Here is a 23003-nt window from a genome sequence, read left to right on the forward strand (position 1 = left end):
CCTCGTTATTTGAACGGCTGCTGGGCCGCCGCGCCTGGCGTGTGCTGGTGGGCGTAAACCTGGAGATGGCAGTACGCAGCCCGATAAAGGGGGACGTTCAGGCCGTGTCGAGTGGCGCGGGTAATCATATCGCCGACGATGGCATCACCTTTCCAGGCGTGGCGCGTTGCTGGCAATGTCGCGCCTCATCGAGGCGGCCCAGGCGGATTGTGGATCCAGCAGGCGTTCTTCAATGCTGGTGATTTCCGCCTGCGGTAGCGCATAGCCTTCCGCTGCGGCGACGCTCAGGCTCTCCGAAATCGCCTGTTTCATCAGCGCCTCTCCGTCCCGTGTCGCCATGATATCTCCCACCGTGCCACGCATCAGGCAGTTCATTAACGCGCCGGAAGCCAGCATCACCCATTTGTTCCAGAGCGCCTGCATGATGTTATCTGACAGGGCGAGTGCGCCTGCGGAAGAGGCTAAAAGCGCGTAAACCGCTTTTGCTACATCAAGCGTTGCGGGCGATCTCGCGCCGACAACAACTTGATCCGCCGCACCCATCTGTTTGATGTCGCCGTTGGCGTTAAGCGTGGTGGCAATATAAGCCGCGCCGCCGAGCACCCGGTCGCGGCCAAAACGAGCGTCAAGCTCGTCGTAAACCGAGAGGCCATTGAGGAAAGGCAAAATGGCGGTAGAAGGGCCAACTGCGGGCGTAATGTCCTCGATAGCCGCCTGCAGATCGTACGTTTTGCAACTGAGCAAAATCAGATCGTAGTCCGACCGGAGGCTCTCCCGGGTGACTGCGTTAACCGGGGCGTTAAAATCGCCCAAACTGCTTTCCAGCCGCAGCCCTTGCTTTGCCAGCAGCTCAGCCCGTTTTGGCCGAACGAGAAAAGTCACGTCAGCGCCGGCCTGAATCAGCCTTGCGCCGTAATAACCCCCGATTGCACCTGCCCCAACCACCAGTATTTTCATTACTTTTCTCGCTGAGTTTACGTTGATCTTACCCGACTTAGCTTTCGCTGGGTTCGGGGTTTCTGATTCGACCCGCCGAACGCCAGCGGGTGAGGTCGTCGGCGCCTGGCCCCAACTCCACCATGACGTCCTGCGGCGAAACTTGCTGCCCGGTTTCGGTATCCACGAGGGCAACTTTCACTTTATGGCCGCTGCTGCCGTCCACCATGAAAAGCGACGGCCCCACAAGGCCCGGGATATTCCACTTACTGCCTATCTGCATCATGCTCAGCAGCACCAGCCCGATATCCCGCCCTTTTTCGGTGAGCAAATATTCGTAGCGTTCCGGTCTTGTCTGGTAGCGCTGCCGGGTAATTAACCCTTGCTCTTCAAGCGCTTTTAACCTGTCGGACAGTGTGGCATTGGTGATGCCGCTGGAGCGGCGAAAATCGTCGTAGCGGCGGAGGCCTAAAAAGAGGTCCCGCATAATTAGCATTCCCCAGCGGTCGCCTAAGGCTCCCATCACGCAGGCGATGGAGCAGGTCATACCTTCAAAACCTTTCGAGCGCATAGCGTTCCTTATTTTTCATCAACGTGGACCCGGTAACAGTCTATAGCCGGATCTCTGCCTCCGGCCAATGGTTACGCTGCAGTTGATCTTTTTATTGTTACTCTTATTATAAGAGTTAATGGTGAAAGGGCAAGTTTTAAACAGCCCGATGCCAGAGAACCGTCGCTCATTTACCCAGGTGAATCTTGATGAAATCTACGCGTACCCTTACGAAAATCAGTCTGTTGTTAAGCCTTTTGCTGGCCGGTACCGGGCTCTCCAGCCCCGTATTTGCCGCCCCCGCAGCAGCACCCGCGGCGCCCTGGGATACTCAGCTCAACCCGGCGGCACATCAGGCCAATGCCGTATTCAATGACTACAAGTTTCGGGATGGTGAAACGCTGGCTCAGGTGAAGTTACACTACGCCACGCTCGGGAAGGCACACCGAAATGCACAGGGAGAGATTGATAATGCGATTCTCGTGCTGCACTGGACGGGGGCGGACAGCCGGGCGCTGCTGAGCCCTGTCTGGACTAAATCCCTCTACGGGCCAGGCCGCCCGCTGGACTCGAGCCGCTACTACCTGATTTTTGCCGACAGCATTGGTCACGGCCAGTCGAGCAAGCCGAGTGACGGCTTAAAGGCAAAATTCCCCAACTACGATTACGGCGATATGGTTGATTTGCAGCACAAGCTGGTGACCGAAACGTTGGGCATTAAACATCTGCATGCCGTGATAGGGATGTCGATGGGGGGCATGAATGCCTGGCAGTGGGCGGTGGCATATCCGAACATGATGGACGGCATCATGCCGGTGGTGTCGCTGCCGATCAAAGTTTCCGGGCGTAATCTGCTGTGGCGCAGAATGATCGTGGACTCGGTACGAGCCGATCCGGCCTGGCACAACGGCAATTATACTCAGGCACCCGAGAGCTGGCTTCAGGGCTACAACATCCTGCGAATGATGATCGACAGCGCGCCGGATCTGCAAAGAACGATCCCGGACGGTGCCGCGGCGGACAAGTTCCTGGCGAACAACCGTTTCACCGCCAACCATATCGACACCAACGATGTGATTTATTCGCTCAAATCCTCCTTCAGCTATAACCCACAGCCTGACCTGAACAAAATCACCACCAAACTGTATGCGCTGAACTTTTCGGATGACGAGTTCAACCCGGACAGCCTGCGTGTGCTGGAAACCGAAGTGCCGAAGCTAAAACAGGGCCGCTACGTGGTGCAGGCAGGCACGCCAACATCGCCGGGGCATTTCACCATGACGCGCCCGGATCTGTGGGCTAATCACGTCGGCGAGTTTATGCAGTGGATTGGCGATAAACGAGTTAAGCGTCCTGCCAGTAGGGCGGAGAGCCAAACTTCGCCATAAAAAAGTCTATTGCGGTGCGGGTGTTGAGCGACGGAAAACGCCCGCCGGGGTAGAGCATATAGAGTGAATGGTCGGTGGCGCTGTAGGACGCGGTGTAATCCGTCATCATCGGGATAAGCCGCCTGGCCCGCAGCGCATCGCTGATTTGCCAGTCCGGGAACAGCACGATCCCCGCGCCATCTTCTGCCGCTTTCACCAGCATTTCAGCGTTGCCGGAGATGATTTTAGGCTCCGGCGTGAGCTGTACTTTTTCTTCGCCCTGCGTGAAATACCAGCGCTGTAGCCCCATCAGGCCGCGGTAGGCCAGCAGTTTATGGCTGTGCAACTCTTCGGGCTTTTGCGGCGTGCCGTAGCGTGCGAGATAGGCCGGGCTGGCGACCAGATAAGCGCGCTGGCGGGTAATAAAACGCCCGTGCAGCGAGCTGTCCTGCATCGGCGAGATACGCAGCAGCAGATCGGTGCCGTCCGCCAGCGGGTCGATGTAGTTATCGGTCAGGTTTAGCTCCAGCCGCAGCGCCGGATAACGTTCGCTGAATTCAGCAATCCACGGGGCGATGTGACGCAGGCCGAAAGACACCGGCGCGTTGAAGCGAAGCACGCCGCCGGGCTGCTGGCGGCGCTCGCTAATTTGGTTTTGCGCCTGCTCAAGCTGGCTCAGCATTTCCCTGAACGCTGAGGCGTAAATATTCCCCGCCTCGGTGGCGACCACGGCTCGCGTGTTACGGTAAAGCAGCTGTGTCTCCAGCGATTGCTCAAGCTGAATTACGGTGCGGGAAACGGAAGAGGGGGAAAGGTTCTCCTGGCGGGCCACTTCTGAAAAGCTGCCTTCGCTGATAACGGCAAGGAAGAGGCGCATTGAGCGCGCATTTATCTGGCTCAGATCTTTCATTTGTGCAATTTCCGCAAAAGTCCTTAATGGATTATACGGTTTTTCGCTACGTCCGGCAGCGTTATCCTCCCCGGCAAGTAACGATGTCCGGTTTCGCCGGGCAAGCACAGAGAGGATGGTATGAGCAATACAGTTTTGGCTTTTGACGAAGCCGTACGTCAGCGTTTTTCATCCAGAGCGTTTCTGCCTACGCCGCTGACTGAGGCACAAATTCGGGATGTTTTGCAGGATGCCCAGCATTCGCCGTCCAACTGCAACACGCAGCCGTGGAACGTCCATATTGCCTCCGGCGCAACCAAAGATGCGCTGCAAAAGATGATGATTGAGAACGATACGGCGGGTAACGTCACGCCAGATTTCAGCTTCAGCTATGACGATTTTCACGGAGATTATTACGAGCGCAGCCAGCGCCAGGCGAAGGTTTATTACGATGCGCTTGGCATCGCCCGTGACGATAAAGAGAAGCGCCGCGAAGCGTATCTGCGTAACTTCAACTTCTTCGGTGCCCCACATGTAGCGTTCCTGTTTATGCCGTCGTTTGGCGACAACGTGCGCGTGGCGTCCGACATCGGTATGTACGGGCAGAGCTTCCTTCTGTCTTTGGCAGCGCGCGGTTTTGCCGGTATTCCGCAAACGCTGCTCGGCTTCCATGCCGATGCGACGCGTAAAATTCTTGGCGTGCCGGACGAGTATCGCCTGCTGTTCGGGATCTCCTTCGGCTATGCCGATCCGGACGCGCCTTCTGCTCAGGTTCGCATGTGGCGCCAGAGCGTGGACGACAGCGTGACGCTGCATAACTAGCGGCTGAGCGGGCGCTCTTTTTTCATGCCGATGGCCAGAGCCAGCAGGATCGCCGCCAGCGAAAGCGCGCTGGGGAGATCGGGAACCTGGCCAAGAATCAGCGCCGAGCTGAGCATGGCGAAGACCGGGATCAGCAGAGAAAGCGGTGCCACGCGGGAAGCCGGGTATGTGTGAAGCAGGGTATTCCAGCCCCAGTAGCAGAAGTGCGTGGCGGCATAAACCTGGAACAGCAGCGAAAACACGGCCTGTTTATCGATATTCTGCGCCAGCGAAGTGAAGGGCGCGGAACCGTGCCAGGCCCAGGTCAGCAGCACCAGCGGCACAGGGGGAAACAGGCTGGCCCACACCACAAAAGCAAAGATCTCTTTCACGCCGGAAAGTTTGATGATGATGTTCCCGGCGCTCCAGGCCAGCGCGCTGATCACAATCAGTATCAACCCGGTTAGCGTTGCGCTGCCGGCGCTATCCAGCACCACGCCAAGCAGCCCCGCCGCCGCCAGAACAATACCGCAGCGCTGCGGGCGCGTAAGGCGTTCGCCAAACAGCAGAACACCCCAGCCCAGGGTAAAAAAGGCGCTGAGCTGGATAAGCAAGGCGGCGCTGCCGGGCGGCACGCCAAACGCGATACCCAGATTGATCAGCGCCCACATCGCCACGCCAAAAATCAGGCCATAGGCTGCTACCCAATGCAAGGCTACTGCCGGGCGTTGGATAAAGAAAACCCACGGCAGGGCGGCAAACGTAAACCGCAGGGCGGTTAATAGAAGGGGATCGATCTGGGCCAGCCCGAGCCGGGTAAGAGGAAAGTTAATCCCCCAGGCGGCGGTGACGGCCAGGGCGAGAAAAAGGTGTTTGCGCTGCATGTCTGTGTCCGGTGAAAAGTGTCGCCGGGACTGTAGCGCTTCCCGAATTGGCCTGTTTTTATTAATGGGTCAATTTTTGTTAAAATTGGGCCATGCAAAATAACATCACAGCAGTTTATCAGGATTCGCCTCAGGCAATCATCGTCACGGAAAAGCACTTCGCCGATGGGGATTGCTTCCCGGTGCACAGCCACGATCGCGGGCAGTTTGCCTACGCCGCAAGCGGCGTCATCTCCGTGGAGACGCCAGATGGAAACTGGGCAGTGCCGCCGCAGTGCGCCATTTGGGTGCCGGGCGGCCTGGTTCACGCCATGCAAATGCGCGGGCCGGTCATTATGCTTAACGGCTATATCAGTGACGCCGCAGCGCACAGGCTTAGGCTGCCGCAGACGAGCCAGGTTTTTGGCGTGTCAATACTGCTACGTGAGCTGCTTGCGCAGGCCGTGGCTCTGGCTGAGGTTTCCCAACCTGAAGGGCGAGGCCGGAGCCTGCTTGATTTTCTGCTCTATGAAATTGCCTCGATGCCCGCGCTTTCTCTCAATGCCCCGCTGCCCGACGAACCTCGGCTGCAGGCGGCCTGTCGGGCGTTCTTACTGGCACCTTCGCTGGAAACGTCAGTTGATGATATGGCAGCGCGCGTGGGCATGAGCCGCCGAACCTTTACCCGCCAGTTCAGGCAGCAGACCGGCATCAGCTTTGTAGCATGGCGGCAACAGGCCTGCCTGCTGGCGGCGATAGGTCGGTTAGGTGAAGGGGAGGCGATCACGCGCATTGCGCTAGATTTAGGCTACAGCAGCCCTGGGGCTTTTTCTGGCGTGTTTAAAAAAGCGCTGGGGAAAACGCCGGGACGATATTTTGCTGAAAAACGGACAGATTGAGGCAATAAAAAAGCCGCTTTCGCGGCTTATTGTTTAAAGAAAGCTAATTATTCAGTGACCTTTTTCTTCAGGTCAGCAGCGCCTTCTTTGGTCTTATTCCAGCCTTTTTCAGCACCTTCTTTGGTTGCGTCCCAACCTTTCTCGGTGCTTTCTTTGGTTTTATGCCAGGCCTTCTGGGAGCCTTCGCTCACCTTGCTGCCTACGCTGTCGCTCTTCCCTTCGGCGGCGTGTTTCGACTTAAGCTTCAGCTCTTCGCCTTTGTTCTCTGCCTCGTGCAGTTTCTCTTTGGCGGTGTTCGCGCCTTCGTGTGCTGCAGCGACGGTCTCATCGGTTGCATGTGTGGTGGTCGCGGCAAAAACAGGGGCAGCCAGCAGAATTGCAGATAAAGCGATGATCGTTTTTTTCATAATATCCTCAACAAACGTTATCAGTCCTTATGACCGTGAATAAGCCTGGCACAGCGAAGCGGATGTTGCCTTAGGTAATATTCCTAAATGATTCAGGATGTTTACGGCTGGTGGATATATTCTGCTGAATAATCCACCAGAAGATAGGCTTATGGGTGGCGAATAAAACGGCCTATACGCTGCCGGAGCAGGCGATTCTCCTGGCGTAGGCGTTCGTTCTCCTCCAGCAGGGTGAGCGCCACGGCGATGCCCGGCCAGTCGAGTTCTAATTCTCGTCGTAGCCGCAATGCCCGCTGCGCTATGTTGATCGCGTGGTCGTCAAACTGCCACGGCCTGACTTCAAAATCGTAAGGCTCGACGACGCCAAGACCGACGATCTCATTGAGTTCCTCCTCCTGAATGCCGGTGTGCAGACAGAACTCGGTGATGGTAAAAGTGACGGTGACGTTAGCCATTATTTTTTCCCCCAATCTTTGCGCGGATTGAACGCCGACTGGGCGTCTGCCAACTGTTGCCAAATCGCCGCAGCGTTTTCATCCGGCTTAGGCGGCATCACGATTTTGATCACCGCGAACAGGTCGCCGGTGTGCTGTTTGCTGACCAGCCCTTTGCCCTTGATACGTAGCTTCTGCCCGGCCTGGCTGCCGGCAGGAATGGTCATCAGAATGCTGTCTTTGAGCGTAGGAACCTCGACTTTTGCCCCTAGCGCGGCTTCCCACGGGGCAAGCGGTACCACGACTTCAAGGTTGTGGCCGACGATGTCGAACAGCGGATGTGGCGCGATATGAATCACCAGCCACAGGTCACCGTTTGGCCCACCGTTTTCACCCGGTGTGCCCTGGCCTTTGAGCCGGATGCGCTGGCCGTCTCCGACGCCTGCCGGGATTTTTACATTCAGCGTTTTCGGGATTTCCTGCTCGACGATACCAAACACGTTATAGACCGGCAGCTTGTAGCTGATGGTGCGGCTGTGTTCGGCCAGGGTTTCTTCAAGGAATACGGCAACTTCGATTTCTAAATCGTGGCCGCGCGCGGCGTGCGGCTGGCGAGAATGCCTGGCCTGCTGGCCAAACATAGACGAGAAGATATCTTCGAAGTCCTGGGCGTTGTAGCTTTGCTCGCCGCCCTGGTGGAACTGCTGATTAAACTGCGGGTCGTTGCGGTGCTGCCACATCTGGTCGTACTCGGCGCGGCGCTGCTCGTCGCTCAGTACTTCCCAGGCTTCTGCCACTTCTTTAAAGCGTGCTTCTGCGTCTGGCTCTTTGCTGACGTCGGGGTGATATTTGCGCGCCAGGCGCCGGTAGGCGGTTTTGATGGTTTTGAGTTCGTCCGTCGGTTTCACGCCCATGATGGCGTAATAATCATTTAATTCCATATCGTTATCTCGCATAAATCGGTGCATGCAGAACAGAACGTGCGGAAAAGTGTCGCCGATAAGTATAGGCCCGTTGCGGGAAGGTGGGGCGGTGATGGCGGGTTTTTTCAGGCCAGGGATCTGGCCAGAATTTATGACACCTTAAGCCTCGGACGCTGTTGAAAATTTATCCCGACAGGTGTATTGTTTGTGTACGGTTTTTTTCCGTACATCTTAAGGTGTTCATTGATTTCATCCTCCTGCTGACACCTGCGGCAGGTCGGGGAGTAAATACAGGATGTCAGCTTTAAAAAAACAGCGCATCGACCTCAGATTGAGTGACGACGACAAAAGCATGATCGAAGAGGCGGCAGCCATGTCCAATCAGACGATCACCCAGTTTATGATTGCCTGTGCGTCGGCTCGCGCTGCAGAAGTGATCGAACAGCATCGCCGCCTGGTGCTAAATGAAGCATCGTGGAACCGAGTGATGGATGCCATTAGTAACCCGCCTGAACCGGATGACAGGCTAAAACGTGCAGCAAGGCGTCTGAAAGACATGGAGTAAGCCGTGGCCGACCTGACTATTGAATTGTTTTCAGCAGACACCGCCTATGATTTTCACGGCTTTGACTGCGGAGAAACGTCTTTGAATGCTTTTCTCGCCGAACACTTTATTCGCCAGCACAATGGCCGCTTTTTACGTGGCTATCTTCTCGTGACCAAAGACGCCAACCCCAAAGTCCTGGGCTACTACACCTTATCCGGCAGCTGTTTTGAAAAAGAGGCGCTGCCGTCGAATAGCCAGAAACGAAAAATTCCTTATGCCAATGTGCCCAGCGTGACGCTGGGGCGACTGGCTATTCATAAAGATCTGCAGGGCCAGGAATGGGGTTCAACGCTTGTGGCTCACGCGATGAGAGTGGTTTATTTAGCGTCACAGGCGGTGGGCGTTCATGGGATTTTTGTCGATGCCATTAACGACAATGCGAAGCACTTTTATCAAAAATTAGGCTTTATTGCGCTGGTGGGGAAAAACGCTAATTCGCTTTTTTATCCAACCAGGTCGATTGAAAAATTATTTGAAGATGAATAAACGATCTATTTGATCGCCCGCCAGTTTCAGACTTACTGAATTGAAATCTAGTACACTTCCTTCTATGGTCTGAGATCGGAGAATAATCGAGTATTTTCCGGGCACCTGCCTCTGGAATATTTTAATAAAGACTAAAAGGAATCTCGTTTTGAACACTTATCATATCGCTACCCTGGCATCTGTTTTTCTGCTGGCTGCCTGTGCTGGCCCGCAGTCGGCAAAAACATCGCAAATTAAAGACCTGGCGGCTCCGCAAAGCATCGCTTTTGCCGGCAAAACTTACGGGCAATCCTTCACTCGCTCAACGCCGCAGCAGGCGGTGTGGGAATACACCACCGACGGTGAAAAAGCCGAAAACTGGCAGTGGACCCGGCTGATTACGGTTAACCAGATCAAACTCAATGCCCCGCTTGACCGCTGGATGCAGGCGACGGCGGTGGAGTTAAACCGCACGGTGCCGAAGCCACATTTCGATATAGCGAAAAATGGCGACGTGGCCGAGGTTCGGATTATCTATCTGCCGAAGCCGGGGGACGCAAAGCAAAGCGGCTACGAGTCTGACGTGTGGCTCGCCCGTGAGGCCTGCGGCGGCATCGTCAACCTGCAGTTTGCCCGCCAGTATCCCGCCGACGCGAAAGTAACCGAAAACGACATGGTGAAGCGTATTAAGGCGGATAACGACAAAGATATGGCGGCATTGCAGGCGTTAAACTGGAAAGCGGAGTGCCGCTGACCCGGGTCCCCGGTCAAATCAGGCCGGGGCATTTTATTAAACCTCAGCGGCATGACTTATTATTCAGCATGGCAGAGACTTGTATTAATTTACCGGCCTGCCAGAATTCATTTATTGAATAGTTTACTCCCGTAACTTATTGAAAATGAGCTTTCGATTATTTTGAGCTGGGTCCCAGGGAAAGCTCAGATTGCTTCAAAAAAAACCTGACATTTGTTATATTGTGCTGATTGCTTATTCACCTAAGCGGTGCCAAAAAGAACAAGATTCACCGCGACCCAGGAAAATGAAATGTTAGATTACCGCTTCCCGACAGCTTTGCAGATGGTTCTCAGCGTAGCGATGGCGGAGCAAATGGGTGAACGTTCGACCAGCGCAATCCTCGCCTACGGCCTGGAAGCCAACCCGAGCTTTATCCGTAAACTGATGGTTCCCCTCACGCGTGACGGCATTATTGTCTCGACGCTGGGGCGCAACGGTTCCATTCATCTTGGCCGCCCGGCCGAAGAGATAACCCTGCGAGATATTTACCTGTCAGTGATTGAAGACAAAAAGATTTGGGCTTCCCGCCCGGACGTGCCTGCCCGCTGCGTGGTGAGCGCCAATGCCTGCTGGTACTTTAAAACGGTTGCGGAAGAAGCCGAAGAGGCGTCGCTGGCGGTGCTGGCTCGCCATACCGTGGCCAGCGCGCTGGAGAAAGTGAAAAAGAGCGATACCAGCGGCTGCCAGCCGGTGCCTGAGCTAGAGGCGCTGTACAAAAAAGGCCATTAAGCGCCGCAGCCACTTTCCGCAGAAATAAAAAAACCGCCTCTTTGAAAGGCGGTTTTTTATTGGGCTCATCAGGCAGTTTTTACACCGCCTGATTTAGGGCATTCACGCCTCGACAGTTTTTACCTGGGTTTTGCCGCGCGTAACGAGCTTACGCAGCGTGACGTAGAACACCGGCGTCAGGAACAGACCAAACAGCGTCACCCCTAACATGCCCGAGAACACCGTCACCCCGGTCACGCCGCGCACTTCTGCCCCCGCACCGTGGCCCAGAATCAGCGGGATAGTCCCGGCGATAAAGGCAATCGAGGTCATCACGATAGGGCGCAGACGCAGGCGGCAGGCTTCCAGCGCGGACTCCATAATGCCTTTGCCCTGCATCTCCAGCTCGCGAGCGAACTCGACGATCAGGATAGCGTTCTTACAGGCCAGGCCCATCAGCACCACCAGCCCGACCTGGACGAACACGTTGTTATCGCCCCCGGTCAGCCAGACGCCAAACAGCGCGGACAGCATGGTCATCGGCACGATCAGGATCACTGCCAGCGGCAGCGTCCAGCTTTCGTACAGCGCGGCGAGCACCAGGAACGCCAGCAGCACCGCCACCGGGAAGACGATCATCGCCGTGTTGCCCTGGGTTGCCTGCTGGTAGCTCAGATCCGTCCATTCGATGTTCATCCCGTTCGGCAATACCTGGCCGGACATGGCGGCCAGTTTAGTCATAGCCTGAGCGGAAGAGAGCACGCGTGGATCGGCATCCCCGATGAGATCCGCTGCCGGGTAGCCGTTGTAGCGGATCACCGGGTCCGGCCCGTAGGTGGTGGTGATTTTCACCATGCTGCCGATCGGCACCATTTCACCCTGGCTGTTGCGGGTGCGCAGGTTGCCGATGTCTTCCACGCTGTCGCGGAACTGCCCGTCGGCCTGGGCCATCACGCGCCAGGTACGACCAAACTCATTGAAGTCGTTCACGTAGGACGAGCCCAAATAAGTCTGCAGCGTGCCGAACAGGTCGGTCAGAGACACGCCTTGCGCTTTGGCTTTGTCGCGGTCTACCTGCACATCCAATTGCGGCACGTTCGCCTGGTAGGTGGAGATCGGGAAGTGCATCCCCGGCGTTTGCATGATCGCGCCGGACATGGTGTTCACCGCGGTTTGCAGCGCCCCGTAGCCTAAGCCCGCCCGATCCTGGATATACAGCGAGTAGCCGGAACCCTGGCCCAGGCCCAGAATTGGCGGCGGCAGAATTGAGAAGCCGAAGCCTTCCTGAATTTGCGAGATTTTTGCGTTGATCTCGGCGTTAATTTCCGCCGCGGTATGTTTGCGCTCACCGAACGGTTTCAGGCCGAAGAACACCGTGCCGGTATTCGGCGTGTTGGTGAACTGCAGCGCGTTGAGGCCAGGGAATGCCACGGCGTAATCCACGCCTTCAGTGTTCATCCCGATTTCGCTCATCTTGCGGATCACTGCGTCGGTGCGCTCCAGCGAAGAACCTTCCGGCATCTTCACGCCGCCGATCAGGTAGAGCTTATCCTGGGTCGGAATAAACCCGCCCGGCACGGTTTTGAACATCACCCCGGCAGCACACAGCAGCAGCACGTACACCGCAAACACCGCGCCACGGCGGCCAAGGGTTTTACTCACCAGGCCCTGGTAGCCGTCCGAACTGCGGTGGAAGAAGCGGTTGAACGGGCGGAACAGCCAGCCGAACAGGCGGTCGATCAGCCGGGTAGGCATGTCCTTCGGCGCGCCGTGCGGCTTCAGCAGCAGGGCCGCCAGCGCCGGGGAGAGCGTCAGGGAGTTAATCGCCGAGATCACCGTCGAAATGGCGATGGTCACTGCGAACTGCTTGTAGAACTGCCCGGTGACGCCGGAGAGGAACGCCATCGGCACGAACACCGCGCACAGCACCAGGGCGATAGCGATAATCGGCCCGGAAACCTCGCGCATGGCCTGATGCGCCGCCTGCAGCGGGGCAAGCCCTTCTTCGATGTTACGCTCGACGTTCTCCACCACCACGATGGCGTCATCCACCACGATGCCGATGGCGAGCACCAGCCCGAACAGACTCAACGTGTTCAACGAGAAGCCAAGCAGATAAAGAATACTGAACGTCCCCACGACTGAAACCGGGACGGCAATCAACGGAATGATCGACGCGCGCCAGGTTTGCAGGAACAGGATCACCACCAGCACAACCAGCACCACGGCTTCCAGCAGGGTTTGCACCACCGCCCGAATGGAGTCGCGCACGAACACGGTCGGGTCATAAGGTGCCGCCCACTTCATGTCTTCCGGGAAGCGAGTGGACAGCTCGGCCATCTTGGCGCGCACGGCGTTAGACAGATCGATGGCGTTGGCGCCGGGGGCCTGGAAGATACCGATCCCGACCGCATCTTTGTTGTTCAACTGGGAGCGCAGGGCATAACTGCCTGAACCCAGCTCGATACGCGCCACGTCACGCAGGCGAACCAGCGACCCGTCCGGGGCGGTTTTCAGGATGATGTTGCCGAACTCTTCTTCGCTGTGCAGGCGGCCCTGGGCGTTAATCGAGATCAGGAAGTCGCTCGCTTTTGGCAGCGGCTCTGCGCCGAGCTGACCGGCAGAGACCTGCACGTTCTGCTCCTGCATCGCCGTGACCACGTCAGAGGCCGTCAGGCCACGCGCCGCCACTTTGTTCGGATCCAACCATACGCGCATAGCGTATTCGCCGGAGCCGAAAATCTGGATCTGCCCTACGCCCGGCAGGCGCGCGAGTTCGTCCTTCACTTTCAGCGTGGCGTAGTTACGCATGTACAGCGAGTCGTACTTGCCGTTCGGCGAGAACAGATGCACCACCAGGGTCAGCGTCGGCGACTGTTTCTGGGTGGTGATGCCGAGGCGGCGAACGTCTTCCGGCAGGCGAGCTTCGGCCTGGGAAACGCGGTTCTGCACCTGAACCTGCGCCTGATCCGGATCGGTACCCGGACGGAAGGTTACGGTTGTCACCAGCACGCCGTCAGAGCCAGCAACGGATTTCATGTACATCATGTTTTCGACGCCGTTAATCGCTTCTTCCAGCGGCGTCGCCACGGTTTCAGCGATCACTTTCGGGTTGGCGCCAGGGTATTCTGCCCGGACCTGCACGCTTGGCGGCACGACGTCCGGGTATTCACTGATCGGCAGCAGCGGGATCGCGATAAGCCCCGTAATAAAAATCAGAATCGACAGCACCGCGGCAAAAATCGGCCTGTCGATAAAAAAGCGGGAAAAGTCCATGCGTCGGATTCTCTGGTAAGGGATCAGTTAACGGCAGCGCTGGTAGCGGCCATGGCGACAGGTTTCGCGTTCACCGGCATGCCCGGCATAAACACTTTCTGTAGCCCGTCGACGATGACTTTATCGCCAGGATTCAGCCCCTGCTGCACGATGCGCAGCCCGGCGGCCAGGCGGCCCGGCGTGATGTCGCGGCGCTGTGCCTTGCCGTCTTTATCCACGATGTAGACGTATTTTCTGTCCTGGTCAGTCAGCACCGCTTTGTCGTTGATCAGCAGGGCCTGGAACTCTGCACTGCCCGACAGGCGAACGCGGGCGAACAGCCCCGGCGTGAACTGACGCTGGGCGTTATCCAGCAGGGCGCGCATGCGGATGGTGCCGGTGCTGGCGGTGAGCTGGTTGTCGAGGAAGTCCACGGTGCCCTGATGCGGGTAACCTTCTTCGCCGGACAGGCCAATTTCAACCGGCAGGGCTTTATGGTCGCTGGACGCGCCCTGGCCGCTGCGGGCGAGGTTCTGGTAGTGCAGATAGGTGGATTCATCCACGTCGAAGTAGGCGTAAACCGTCTTCTGAGACACCACGGTGGTGAGCACGCTGGCGCTGTCGCCCGCCGTGACCAGATTGCCGCTGGTGATCAGCGCGCGGCTGGCGCGGCCGTCGATTGGGGCGGTGACTTTGGTGAAGTCGAGGTTTAGCTGCGCCGCGTCAACCGCCGCCTGTGCCGCGCGAATATCGGCGTCGGCCTGGGTGGCGGCGGAGCGGCGCTGTTCCCACTCTTCGCGGGAGATCACGTTGGTGCCGATCAGCTTGTCGGTGCGGCTGGCTTCGCTGCGGGCGAGGCTGGCCTGGGTTTTGGCTCTCATCAACGCCGCCTGCGCCTGTTCCAGTGCGGCGCGGTAGGTTCTGTCGTCGATGGTGAACAGGACTTCACCTTTCTTCACTTCCTGGCCGTCGGTGTAGTTCACTTTGTCGATATAGCCGGAGACGCGGGGGCGGAGTTGAACGCTCTCCACCGCTTCGATGCGGCCGTTAAAACTATCCCACTGGCTGACGGGTTTCACCACCACGTCGGCGACGCTGACGGCTGGTGCCTGCGGCACGGCGTTTTGTGCGACTCCCCGGTCGCATCCGGCGAGCAGCGCGGCAAGCAGTACCGGCCCCAACACGCGCAGATGAAGGCTAACCCAATGTTTTTGCAGGCTCATTATTCTTATTCCGATAGTTGAAGTCGGCCGGGCAAGACGCAGCGGAGGGTGCCGCGCCACTTCCTTTGTCCGGGCTGACCTGAGGCCATTTGTGTCGCTCATCGGCACAAAATGTGTATCAATTACGAATACAGTATCGCGGCGATTGTAGGAAGGCGTAGAACTAAGTGCAAGAATAATTGTTGCACTTTCTGTGCTATTTGTGCCATTCGAAAAAGGCCCATTTGTAACGAGGATTTAATGTAACAATAAAACTTGCAATTATTGTCAAAGCAGGTCAGATTTAAATGCAACTGATAAAGATGCTTTTAACAAACCCGCAGGGGAGAGAGACAATGAGCACCGATGCCTTCATGCATGATTTACTCGGCTGGATTGATACCCACCTCGACAGCCGCCTCGACATCAACACCGTTTCCGAGCGGGCAGGGTACTCGAAGTGGCACCTGCAGCGGATCTTCAAGCAGCACACCGGCTACAACCTGGGCGAGTACATCCGCGCGCAGAAGCTGAAAAAATCCGCCGAGCGCCTGAGCCGCACTGCAGAGCCGATCCTGAACGTGGCGATCTCCCTGGGCTTTGACTCCCAGCAGTCTTTCAACCGCAGCTTTAAGCGCCAGTACGGCATCGCGCCGGGCGTGTGGCGCCGGCAGCTGGCGCACACCGGGAACCGCTATGGGGCCTGAGAGACATCAACTTCCAGCCTGCTCTTTGGTCAGAGCGGGTTGGGGGATGCCTGTTTCTCTTTACGTCATATTAAAATGGCGTTCAGCCTGTTGAATCAGAATGAATATATAGTCATGAAATAAACCTGCCTATATACAATATATAACATAGTTAACCCGCCTTTTCGCTATATTCCATTTTGTACAAATGCTTATTCAAATAATCAACTTGATAGTAATATGACATTTATAAGCCTGTTAAAACCAGGCCTATTAAAAATAAAAAAATAATGTTTTATGGCGGTTTGATCTTTTGCCTGGCCTGTATTAGAAATTATATCAGGGTAGGGAATGCATTGTTTTACCGCCTCACTATCCGCGAGAGCTTTTAACCTTTCTTTCCGTTTATTTTATTATGGTGAAAATCATGAAAGAATTATCCACTCAGGAAGTTAAGTCAGTTAGCGGTGCGGGTTTACTGGATGGCGTGATCGGCGGCGCGGGCGATCCGCTGGGCACCGTGGGCGGCATTGTTAGCGGCCTGCCGGTTGTGGGCGGCGTGCTCAATGGCGTGACCCAGCTCGTGGGTGGCGTGGTAAATAGCGTGGTTAGCGGCGTAAGTTCTATTCTGGGCGGCCTGCTTGGCGGCACCGGTCTGTTCGGCAGCACCAAGCGTTAATATCACGGACGCGATGCTTTTCCCAAGGGAATAACGGAACGGCATTTTAAAGGATTAAAACACTCCCCATAATATATGGCAGCCGCCGGAAGGGTGCTGCTGTATATTTTATTTGCGTTTATTTATTTTCCTTTTCTGTTTAGTCACTATTGCTCTGGAAAAAATAAGAGGAATATTCCCCTCTTATTTAAGCCTCTGGCCACTATCCTAAATCTATCACCCGGTTAGCGCTGGCGATTGTCGACGGGCGATGGGCAATAAAGATGCGGGTTATTTTCAGCGAAGCGATAGCGGCATTGATATGCGCCTCATTGGCCAGATCCAGGTGGCTGGTGGCCTCGTCAAGAAACAGCAGATTGGGTTGCCGGTAAAGCGCCCTGGCGATCAGCAGCCGCTGTTTCTGCCCCCCGGAAAGGTTGCCCCCCAGTTCGCCAATCAGCGTTTCATAGCCCATCGGCAGGCTCATGATTTCGTCATGGATGTTGCAGTTCCGGGCGCAGCTTATAATGCGCTCGGCATCCTTGCTGATGTCGAAGCTGCCGATGTTGTCGGCTATCGACCCGGCAAAAAGTTTGTCGTCCTGCAGCACACAGGCGATGCTATCGCGGTAGTTATTCAGCCCGACTTTGCTGATGTCCAGGCCGTCGATCAGGATTTGCCCGCGCGTGGGGTCGAGCAGCCCGGCCATCACCTTCATTAAGGTTGTTTTCCCGATCCCGGAAGGGCCGACGATGGCCACGCTTTCCCCGGCGGCGACGGTGATGTTCAGATCGGCAAAAATCGGCCGCGAGAGCGCGTCGTACTGGAAGACCAGGTCGCGGGCTTCAAAGCTGGCGGGCTGATTTTTAGGCAGCAGCTTGCGCGGCGGCTGGCTGGTTTCGGTCTCGGTAAACACCACGTCGGCGATACGGTCGCTGTGCAGGCCGAGCATACGCAGCTGCAGGATCATATCGATCAGGTTGGCCGCCCGCTCAGAGAACTGCCCGCGATAGGCGTTGAAGGCGACGAACATCCCGAGCGTCATCTGGCCGTTGATCACCATCAGCGCGCCCAGCCACAAAATCACTATCTGATCGACGGCACCGATAAAAGTGTTGATGCCCCCGAACAGCATATCCAGCTTAGTGATGCGGATGTTGGCGTTGGCGGTATCTATATTGAGGTTGAGCCAGTACTGCGAGCGCGTAGTGGACAGTCCCAGCGCTTTCAGCGTGCCGATGCCGTAGAGGGTTTCCATAAAGTGGGAATTGGCCCGCGCGCCTTTGACGATCTTCTCTTCCGAGGCCTGGCGGTACTGGTTGTAGGTGGCCAGGCGCAGCACCATATAAAAGGCGGTAAAGCCCAGCACGACCCACACCAGCCAGCCGCCGTAAAGCACCATCATAATCAGCACGCCGACCGACATCAGGGTATCGATAATGCCGTTGACCAGGTTGGTGGTCAGCGTGGTGCGAATGGTGTCCAGGGAGCCAAAGCGGGACTGGATATCGCCGAGTTTGCGCTTTTCGAAATAGGCCAGCGGCAGTTTGAGCAGATGGTCGAACATGCCCGCTTTCCACTGCACTTCAATCAGGGAATTCATCACCAGCGACGTCCAGGCCCGGAGCATGCTGACGAAGGTGCGAAACAGGGTAAAGAACAGCAGCCCGATACAGATCAGCGCCAGTAAATCATGATCCTCCGCGATGATGACGTGGTCCATCACCAGCTGGGTGCCGATGGGGATCAGCAGGTTGATCGCCTCCACCACCAGAGACAGGCAGAAGATTTTCGTCAAAACGCCTTTCAGGCCGCCGATGTTGCCGAGCAGGGTGCGGAAGCTGAGGCGGCTGCGCTGGGTGACGCGGGCAAACTCGCTGTCCGGCCACAGCTCCAGCGCGACGCCGGTAAAATGCTGGGACATTTCCGCCAGGCCCACGACGCGGCGGCCAAAGCCCGGATCGTGGATCACAAAGCCCGAGCGTTTGACGGCGACCAGCACCACAAAGTGGCTCATGTCCCAGTGGAGAATACAGGGCGTTTTCAGCTCGCGCAGCTCGTTCAGATCCAGCGAAAGCGGGCGGCTTTTCAGGCGCAGCTGGGTGGCGATGTCGATCAGCACCGCCAGCGTTGCGCCGTGGGAAGAGATGCCAAACCGCTGGCGCAGGTTGAAGAGGTCGATGTTCATGCCGTGGTAGCGACAGACCATCACCAGGCAAGCCAGGCCGCACTCTGCCGCTTCCGTTTGCAGGACCTGGGGCACTCTGCGGCGCAGGCTAAAGTTCAGCTGATGCATCATGTCTTTAAAAGCGGATTCATTCATGCACGGGTCCGGTTAGGCTTTTTTTAAGGTCGTAGTAAGGGGCGAGCATCCACTGGTAGACGGGGCGTTTTTCCAGGAATAGCGTGGATTCCGCCTTCATGCCGCTGGAGAGCCGAAGGGGGTTGTCTCTGGCGGTGAGACGGTTCAGGTCGAGCGTGACCAGCACTTTGTAAAAGGGCTGACTGGTGGTGCCGGACGGCTGGCGAGGCACATTATTGTACATCGCCATTTCCTGCGCCGAGGCGGGCACGCTGGAAATCGACAGTATTTTGCCGGGGAACTGGCCAAACTTCTCAAAGGGAAAAGCCTCGTAGCGGATGTTAATGCTGTCCCCCGGCGTGACGTAGGGCAGGCTGCTGTTGGGGAGCCACAGCACCAACGCGTAGCCGTCGCCCCCGTTGGGCACCAGCTGGGCGAGGCTGTCGCCGGCGTTGACCATCTGCCCCTGGGTGACGCTCAGGGAGTCGATTTTGCCGTCGCTGGGGGCGTCGATAAACACGGTCCCGCCGCCGTCCACCTCCGCCAGCTGGCGGTTGAGCCCGCTTAGCTGGAACTGATACTGGGAGATTTGGTTGTCAAAATCTGTCGCCCGCGTTGAGAGCTCGCTTTGCAGGTTGGTGATCTGCAGGCTTTCCTGGATGCTCTGGGTGTTCAGGCTTTGGTAGGCGGTTTGCTGCTGATAATAGAGGTAGCGCTGGTTGTTGAGCTGGTCTTTGGTGATCATGCTCTTGCGCTGGTAGCCGTCGTAGTTGTCCATGCTCTGGCGCATCTCTTCCATGCCTTTGGCGGCGTTCGCCACCAGGGCAAGGGACTTCTCGTGCGCGGTCTGGTACTGAGTCAGCTGTTGCCTGAGGTTTTGCTCGGTTTTCTGCTTGTTCTGCTGCAGCTTGAGGATTATTTCCTCTATAAGCTGGATCTGTTTCTGGATGGCGGCGATAGAGTTCTGGCTGACGTTGCCCGACTGCGTCGAGCGGCTGGTATCTATCTGATAAAGATGGTCGCCTTTGGCCACGCTGTCGCCGGTTTTAACCCAGGTGTGGGTGATAAATCCCTGCTGCGGAGAGAAGATATTGATGGCGTGCGGCTGGGTGATGACTTCCCCGCTGACGTTAATCCGGCGGGTATAGCTGGAGAAGGCCATCAGGCTTATCAAAATAATTAAAAACGTGGCGGAGAGTAATACCACCACCCAGGCGGGATACCCGGAGATCAGTAACGCTTTACCCAGCCATTTGCTGCGGGTGTGCTCTATGGCTTCCTTGCGGAATATATTTCTGTTCATTGGGGGAGAGCAGGCCATCATCGTTTTTTATACTTATTAGAGTAGTTTAAGCGTTTGCGCGCGCCAGCAATGTGGTGAGATTTTTTATTCTTATGGCGGGAGGGAATAATATATTTTAAATAGAGAAGCCCGAACCCGGAATAGGGTTTTTATTTCCAGGGTTATTTAAAGTGAAATTAACGTGGCGGTAAAATTTAGCTCATTAACCCCGGCGAATCACCGGGGCCAGGTTCAGCCGTTAACGCACCGGCGGTTTAGGGGCAATCACGTCCTCGATAAACGCTTTGACCTGCTTCTGCCTGCGGGCGGAGAACTTACACACCTTGCGCAGCGTCTGCATGATCTCCGGCTCTTCCTCCGGCGGCTGTGGCTCTTTGGCCGTTAATATCAGGCAGCCCGGCAGAACCCGCACCTCCACGCTCGTGCCCGTATCAAAACCGGCGTCTGCAAGCCAGAACCCATTCAACGTTATGGCGGGTGAAGGCTGGAATTTTTTCGAATCTCGAATGTAGCCCACAGTATAAGTCCTTGTTGTTGTGGGGATGTGCTTCTCTGGCTTATTATGCTGGTCAGTCATGGTCAACTCTCTGTTAGTTGGTTGTGATTAGCGGTTAGGGCGGGTTGCCGCCTGCCTTAATCGCGCTTCTTTTGGTTTCTCTCTTTACTGCAATTCTTACTGCTGAAAACTGCTTACTTTATGCGGGGATTATACCTTGCGGGCTGGTTTGGCTGGGAAATCGGTGGGATAAATGGAATGTGCCTCCCAAAAAATGGTAGGGGGAAAATATCTTTTATTTGTTTACTATCGCTCATCTGTAGCTGTTGTCAGCTATGGATAAAAACAGGCCAATATTTTGATGAAAGCAGGTGTTTTACTGATGATGTTGCTCTTTACACCTATGTCCTGGGCCGCAGAACCTGGGTCAAAAGAGCCGGCGAGAGAAATGGCGGAAGCAGTCTGTCAGTCCCAGTATGAATTACTCCATACGCGCTTTGAACTGGGACGTTCTGGAACGGAGGCAGTAGCCGACTCAAATAAAATATTGGACGTTTACCTGAGAAAGAATAAAGAAAGCTTAGGTGAGCATGTCTCTGCCTTAATGGGAAACAATTTGCTGTCGCAGTTGCATGAGTTAGAGGCTAATCCTGAGACCGTAACGCACCTGAAATCACCTCCAGCAGGTTTTAAAGAGAAGTTCCTCTCGTTTTGTATTTCCGATAAGACAGAAAAGATTGAGTCTCTTCATGTTTTTGGGTGAGTTGGGGGCATGAGGGAGAATAGTTTGTGTAAATTTCGCTGAAAGGACGGCCAGCAACTAGTGCTCAGAGAATCGGGCTTTACGCATGCCGGTCTCCTCAGGAGTACATAATCAATATGTTGTAAGAACTCTAAAAGTGAATGGTTAGTGTTGCAGGAAGGCTTACGATTAGACTTAAGTGTATTTGTCAATCACACACTACTCTATTTTAACAAGTTAGTACTTAAAAAACACTGTCATCATGATAGCGACGTTAATAAAATCAATTTGTTGTGTGATTTTTCATTATGTTGTGGCCATGCTCAGCAACATGTTTTTTAGATTTTTTTATCATGATATCTATAAGAAAAATTATTCAAATGAAATAAATTTCGTTGATTTATTATTCCTTTTGGAAGGTGGTTGATATGTGGGAAAAAATTATTCTAAAACAGCATTGCTCTGAATGGGTTATCCGGAATAGTCTTTACTGGATGACACCCCTAAGCTCGTGGAAACTTGAAGAGAACTTATCCTCCTGGATTATCTTCTTTGAGATAAGTAGTCCTGAATGTGAGTTTGAATTCGAAAGGCTGATAAATGATTTTAGCCTCAGAGAGAAACTTCATCATCAGACAGGTCAATTGCGTGATGCCATAGTTAGCAAGGTTCTTCGAAGCATAGATGACAGGCTTGCATTATGAGACTGATGCCTTTTAACTTCGACAGGATGCCTGATGGCCGGATATTCATTAGTAACCTCGCGGGCTTCCATCATTTTTTAGGTGAGCAGGAATTTCTCGATCTGGTAAACGGTCATATCAGTCAAGAGCAGTCCTCATCGCTTGAAAGCAAACTTTTCGTTTGTGGAGATGAAACTTCCTCTGTTACCTCTCATGCACTAAGTTCGGCTTTTGCCAAACGGCTCATGAATGAGCTGGCGGTCAGGCCAATCTTCATGATCGTACCAACTCTTCGTTGCGATCATACTTGTAAATACTGTCAGGTCAGCAGAGCATCGTTCACTGCTGATGGGTATGATCTCAACCCTGACCTGATACCGCAAATTGTTAGAACCATAAAGAAACTGGGTACACCTCCCTACAAGATAGAAGTTCAGGGCGGTGAACCACTTCTCAGGTTCGATCTTGTCCAGTCAATCTATCACGAGTGTGAGATTTCATTAGGTTGTGATGCTTTCGAAATGGTGATTGCCACAAGCCTGTCATTACTCGATGAAAGCATCCTCTTATGGGTTAGAGAACGGAATATCACCTTTTCAGTCTCGCTTGATGGAAATGAAGCCGTCCATAACAAGAATCGTATCCTTACTGACTATCAGGCTCACAACAAAGCAGCTACAGGTATTCGGAAAATTACAGAAGAACTTGGAGCAAACCGGGTTGCAACTGTCACCACAGTGACTAAGGAACTGACAAAGGAGCCAGCTTCCATAGTAGATGCTCATCTGTCTCTGGGTCTTACAGACATGTTTATAAGGCCTGTTAGTCCATATGGGTTTGCTCAGAAGCAGAGTTTCACTTTTTCAATGCCAGAGTATTTTGATTTTTATAAAAAATTAATGCAGGAAGTGTTGCTTCAGTGACCTGCTCCCCATTGATTAATACACCGCGATGTTAGTAATGTCTTCATAAGCCACATGAGGACATTCCCATGAAGAAGCGTTTTTCCGACGAACAGATCATCAGTATCC

At 55.0% G+C, this 23003-nt stretch carries 24 protein-coding genes and 1 pseudogene; 12 read left to right on the forward strand and 13 right to left on the reverse strand.

Annotated elements, in window-relative coordinates; all coding sequences use genetic code 11:
* Positions 1-5: 5 nt before the first annotated feature.
* From WFN87_RS15460 to WFN87_RS15470, 3 genes are read right to left on the reverse strand one after another with little or no spacing between them, the layout of a single operon-like run.
* Positions 6-176 (reverse strand): hypothetical protein, encoded by a 171-nt coding sequence (locus tag WFN87_RS15460; RefSeq protein WP_336983717.1) that lies wholly within the window; start codon positions 174-176, stop codon positions 6-8.
* A complete protein-coding gene (locus WFN87_RS15465; protein ID WP_336983718.1) occupies positions 145-957 on the reverse strand; it encodes a 2-dehydropantoate 2-reductase in 813 nt (270 codons plus the stop codon). Before WFN87_RS15465 ends, WFN87_RS15460 begins: the two co-directional genes overlap by 32 nt.
* 37 nt (positions 958-994) lie before the next feature.
* Complete coding sequence (locus WFN87_RS15470; RefSeq protein WP_336709462.1) at positions 995-1507, reverse strand: winged helix-turn-helix transcriptional regulator; 513 nt, start codon at positions 1505-1507, stop codon at positions 995-997.
* Positions 1508-1695: 188 nt separating this feature from the next.
* On the opposite strand from WFN87_RS15470, the gene WFN87_RS15475 reads away from it, so the two are divergent.
* A complete protein-coding gene (locus WFN87_RS15475; RefSeq protein WP_336983719.1) occupies positions 1696-2874 on the forward strand; it encodes an alpha/beta fold hydrolase in 1179 nt (392 codons plus the stop codon).
* Here the strand turns inward: WFN87_RS15475 and WFN87_RS15480 are convergent.
* Positions 2831-3763 (reverse strand): LysR family transcriptional regulator, encoded by a 933-nt coding sequence (locus tag WFN87_RS15480; protein WP_336983720.1) that lies wholly within the window; start codon positions 3761-3763, stop codon positions 2831-2833. The genes WFN87_RS15475 and WFN87_RS15480 overlap by 44 nt on opposite strands.
* A 120-nt stretch (positions 3764-3883) precedes the next feature.
* On the opposite strand from WFN87_RS15480, the gene WFN87_RS15485 reads away from it, so the two are divergent.
* The gene (locus tag WFN87_RS15485; RefSeq protein WP_336983721.1) at positions 3884-4564 is read left to right on the forward strand and encodes a nitroreductase; all 681 of its coding nucleotides are present in this window, start codon (positions 3884-3886) and stop codon (positions 4562-4564) included.
* Here the strand turns inward: WFN87_RS15485 and WFN87_RS15490 are convergent.
* A complete protein-coding gene (locus WFN87_RS15490; RefSeq protein ID WP_336983722.1) occupies positions 4561-5427 on the reverse strand; it encodes an EamA family transporter in 867 nt (288 codons plus the stop codon). The two genes, WFN87_RS15485 and WFN87_RS15490, sit on opposite strands and share 4 nt — an antisense overlap.
* Positions 5428-5519: 92 nt before the next feature.
* On the opposite strand from WFN87_RS15490, the gene WFN87_RS15495 reads away from it, so the two are divergent.
* Positions 5520-6305, forward strand: coding sequence for an AraC family transcriptional regulator (locus WFN87_RS15495; RefSeq protein ID WP_336983723.1), 786 nt, complete (start codon positions 5520-5522; stop codon positions 6303-6305).
* A 47-nt stretch (positions 6306-6352) separates the two neighbouring features.
* Here WFN87_RS15495 and WFN87_RS15500 read toward each other — a convergent pair whose 3' ends face one another.
* The 3 genes from WFN87_RS15500 to cbpA form a co-directional block, all read right to left on the reverse strand.
* Entirely contained in the window at positions 6353-6712 is a 360-nt protein-coding gene (locus WFN87_RS15500; protein WP_336983724.1) for a hypothetical protein, read from the reverse strand.
* Positions 6713-6861: 149 nt separating this feature from the next.
* A complete protein-coding gene (gene cbpM, locus WFN87_RS15505) occupies positions 6862-7167 on the reverse strand; it encodes a chaperone modulator CbpM (RefSeq protein ID WP_008458201.1) in 306 nt (101 codons plus the stop codon).
* Entirely contained in the window at positions 7167-8087 is a 921-nt protein-coding gene (gene cbpA, locus WFN87_RS15510; protein WP_336983725.1) for a curved DNA-binding protein, read from the reverse strand. The genes cbpM and cbpA overlap by 1 nt, the downstream gene beginning before the upstream one ends.
* Positions 8088-8364: 277 nt before the next feature.
* Between cbpA and WFN87_RS15515 the strand changes: the two genes are divergently transcribed.
* The 4 genes from WFN87_RS15515 to WFN87_RS15530 all read left to right on the forward strand — a co-directional run bounded on the left by WFN87_RS15515 (position 8365) and on the right by WFN87_RS15530 (position 10666).
* Positions 8365-8634 (forward strand): type II toxin-antitoxin system TacA family antitoxin, encoded by a 270-nt coding sequence (locus tag WFN87_RS15515; RefSeq protein ID WP_039297448.1) that lies wholly within the window; start codon positions 8365-8367, stop codon positions 8632-8634.
* Positions 8635-8637: 3 nt separating this feature from the next.
* A complete protein-coding gene (locus WFN87_RS15520) occupies positions 8638-9162 on the forward strand; it encodes a GNAT family N-acetyltransferase (RefSeq protein ID WP_166879091.1) in 525 nt (174 codons plus the stop codon).
* 148 nt (positions 9163-9310) lie between these two features.
* Positions 9311-9895: a hypothetical protein gene (locus tag WFN87_RS15525; RefSeq protein ID WP_336983726.1), complete on the forward strand. Its 585-nt coding sequence runs from the start codon at positions 9311-9313 to the stop codon at positions 9893-9895.
* 291 nt (positions 9896-10186) lie between these two features.
* Complete coding sequence (locus tag WFN87_RS15530) at positions 10187-10666, forward strand: RrF2 family transcriptional regulator (RefSeq protein WP_061278067.1); 480 nt, start codon at positions 10187-10189, stop codon at positions 10664-10666.
* Positions 10667-10768: 102 nt separating this feature from the next.
* On the opposite strand, the gene oqxB is transcribed toward WFN87_RS15530, so the two are convergent.
* Both oqxB and WFN87_RS15540 read right to left on the reverse strand, forming a co-directional pair.
* Entirely contained in the window at positions 10769-13921 is a 3153-nt protein-coding gene (gene oqxB, locus WFN87_RS15535; RefSeq protein WP_336709470.1) for a multidrug efflux RND transporter permease subunit OqxB, read from the reverse strand.
* Positions 13922-13944: 23 nt separating this feature from the next.
* Positions 13945-15123 (reverse strand): efflux RND transporter periplasmic adaptor subunit, encoded by a 1179-nt coding sequence (locus tag WFN87_RS15540; RefSeq protein WP_336983727.1) that lies wholly within the window; start codon positions 15121-15123, stop codon positions 13945-13947.
* A 335-nt stretch (positions 15124-15458) separates the two neighbouring features.
* Between WFN87_RS15540 and WFN87_RS15545 the strand changes: the two genes are divergently transcribed.
* Entirely contained in the window at positions 15459-15809 is a 351-nt protein-coding gene (locus WFN87_RS15545) for a helix-turn-helix domain-containing protein (RefSeq protein WP_336983734.1), read from the forward strand.
* Between the two features lie 406 nt (positions 15810-16215).
* Positions 16216-16467: a hypothetical protein gene (locus WFN87_RS15550; protein WP_039286933.1), complete on the forward strand. Its 252-nt coding sequence runs from the start codon at positions 16216-16218 to the stop codon at positions 16465-16467.
* Between the two features lie 202 nt (positions 16468-16669).
* On the opposite strand, the gene WFN87_RS15555 is transcribed toward WFN87_RS15550, so the two are convergent.
* From WFN87_RS15555 to symE, 3 genes are all read right to left on the reverse strand, one after another.
* Entirely contained in the window at positions 16670-18769 is a 2100-nt protein-coding gene (locus WFN87_RS15555; RefSeq protein ID WP_336983728.1) for a peptidase domain-containing ABC transporter, read from the reverse strand.
* A complete protein-coding gene (locus WFN87_RS15560; protein ID WP_336983729.1) occupies positions 18762-20051 on the reverse strand; it encodes an HlyD family secretion protein in 1290 nt (429 codons plus the stop codon). The genes WFN87_RS15555 and WFN87_RS15560 overlap by 8 nt, the downstream gene beginning before the upstream one ends.
* Before the next feature lie 238 nt (positions 20052-20289).
* A complete protein-coding gene (symE, locus tag WFN87_RS15565; RefSeq protein ID WP_336983730.1) occupies positions 20290-20628 on the reverse strand; it encodes an endoribonuclease SymE in 339 nt (112 codons plus the stop codon).
* Between the two features lie 280 nt (positions 20629-20908).
* Between symE and WFN87_RS15570 the strand changes: the two genes are divergently transcribed.
* From WFN87_RS15570 to WFN87_RS15580, 3 genes and pseudogenes are all read left to right on the forward strand, one after another.
* Entirely contained in the window at positions 20909-21310 is a 402-nt protein-coding gene (locus tag WFN87_RS15570; protein WP_336983731.1) for a hypothetical protein, read from the forward strand.
* A 407-nt stretch (positions 21311-21717) separates the two neighbouring features.
* On the forward strand, positions 21718-21993 hold the full coding sequence (gene hxsD / locus WFN87_RS15575) for a His-Xaa-Ser system protein HxsD (RefSeq protein ID WP_336983732.1): 276 nt from the start codon (positions 21718-21720) through the stop codon (positions 21991-21993).
* Positions 21990-22886, forward strand: a pseudogene (locus tag WFN87_RS15580) (radical SAM protein); the annotation flags it as partial. The gene hxsD and the pseudogene WFN87_RS15580, both read left to right, overlap by 4 nt.
* Between the last annotated feature and the right edge of the window lie 117 nt (positions 22887-23003).

It is taken from the genome of Cedecea sp. AS113 (genome assembly GCF_037152415.1).
In the GTDB taxonomy this organism is placed as follows: Bacteria; Pseudomonadota; Gammaproteobacteria; order Enterobacterales; family Enterobacteriaceae; genus Cedecea.

Coding starts and splice junctions, on each gene's coding strand:
- WFN87_RS15515 (WP_039297448.1), top strand. CDS start 8,365: ATGTCAGCTTTAAAAAAACAGCGCATCGACCTCAGATTGAGTGACGAC.
- WFN87_RS15500 (WP_336983724.1), bottom strand. CDS start 6,712: ATGAAAAAAACGATCATCGCTTTATCTGCAATTCTGCTGGCTGCCCCT.
- WFN87_RS15570 (WP_336983731.1), top strand. CDS start 20,909: ATGAAAGCAGGTGTTTTACTGATGATGTTGCTCTTTACACCTATGTCC.
- cbpA (WP_336983725.1), bottom strand. CDS start 8,087: ATGGAATTAAATGATTATTACGCCATCATGGGCGTGAAACCGACGGAC.
- WFN87_RS15545 (WP_336983734.1), top strand. CDS start 15,459: ATGAGCACCGATGCCTTCATGCATGATTTACTCGGCTGGATTGATACC.
- WFN87_RS15555 (WP_336983728.1), bottom strand. CDS start 18,769: ATGAATGAATCCGCTTTTAAAGACATGATGCATCAGCTGAACTTTAGC.
- WFN87_RS15465 (WP_336983718.1), bottom strand. CDS start 957: ATGAAAATACTGGTGGTTGGGGCAGGTGCAATCGGGGGTTATTACGGC.
- cbpM (WP_008458201.1), bottom strand. CDS start 7,167: ATGGCTAACGTCACCGTCACTTTTACCATCACCGAGTTCTGTCTGCAC.
- WFN87_RS15475 (WP_336983719.1), top strand. CDS start 1,696: ATGAAATCTACGCGTACCCTTACGAAAATCAGTCTGTTGTTAAGCCTT.
- oqxB (WP_336709470.1), bottom strand. CDS start 13,921: ATGGACTTTTCCCGCTTTTTTATCGACAGGCCGATTTTTGCCGCGGTG.
- WFN87_RS15470 (WP_336709462.1), bottom strand. CDS start 1,507: ATGCGCTCGAAAGGTTTTGAAGGTATGACCTGCTCCATCGCCTGCGTG.
- WFN87_RS15490 (WP_336983722.1), bottom strand. CDS start 5,427: ATGCAGCGCAAACACCTTTTTCTCGCCCTGGCCGTCACCGCCGCCTGG.
- WFN87_RS15485 (WP_336983721.1), top strand. CDS start 3,884: ATGAGCAATACAGTTTTGGCTTTTGACGAAGCCGTACGTCAGCGTTTT.
- WFN87_RS15560 (WP_336983729.1), bottom strand. CDS start 20,051: ATGAACAGAAATATATTCCGCAAGGAAGCCATAGAGCACACCCGCAGC.
- WFN87_RS15495 (WP_336983723.1), top strand. CDS start 5,520: ATGCAAAATAACATCACAGCAGTTTATCAGGATTCGCCTCAGGCAATC.
- WFN87_RS15540 (WP_336983727.1), bottom strand. CDS start 15,123: ATGAGCCTGCAAAAACATTGGGTTAGCCTTCATCTGCGCGTGTTGGGG.
- hxsD (WP_336983732.1), top strand. CDS start 21,718: ATGTGGGAAAAAATTATTCTAAAACAGCATTGCTCTGAATGGGTTATC.
- WFN87_RS15530 (WP_061278067.1), top strand. CDS start 10,187: ATGTTAGATTACCGCTTCCCGACAGCTTTGCAGATGGTTCTCAGCGTA.
- WFN87_RS15480 (WP_336983720.1), bottom strand. CDS start 3,763: ATGAAAGATCTGAGCCAGATAAATGCGCGCTCAATGCGCCTCTTCCTT.
- WFN87_RS15550 (WP_039286933.1), top strand. CDS start 16,216: ATGAAAGAATTATCCACTCAGGAAGTTAAGTCAGTTAGCGGTGCGGGT.
- symE (WP_336983730.1), bottom strand. CDS start 20,628: ATGACTGACCAGCATAATAAGCCAGAGAAGCACATCCCCACAACAACA.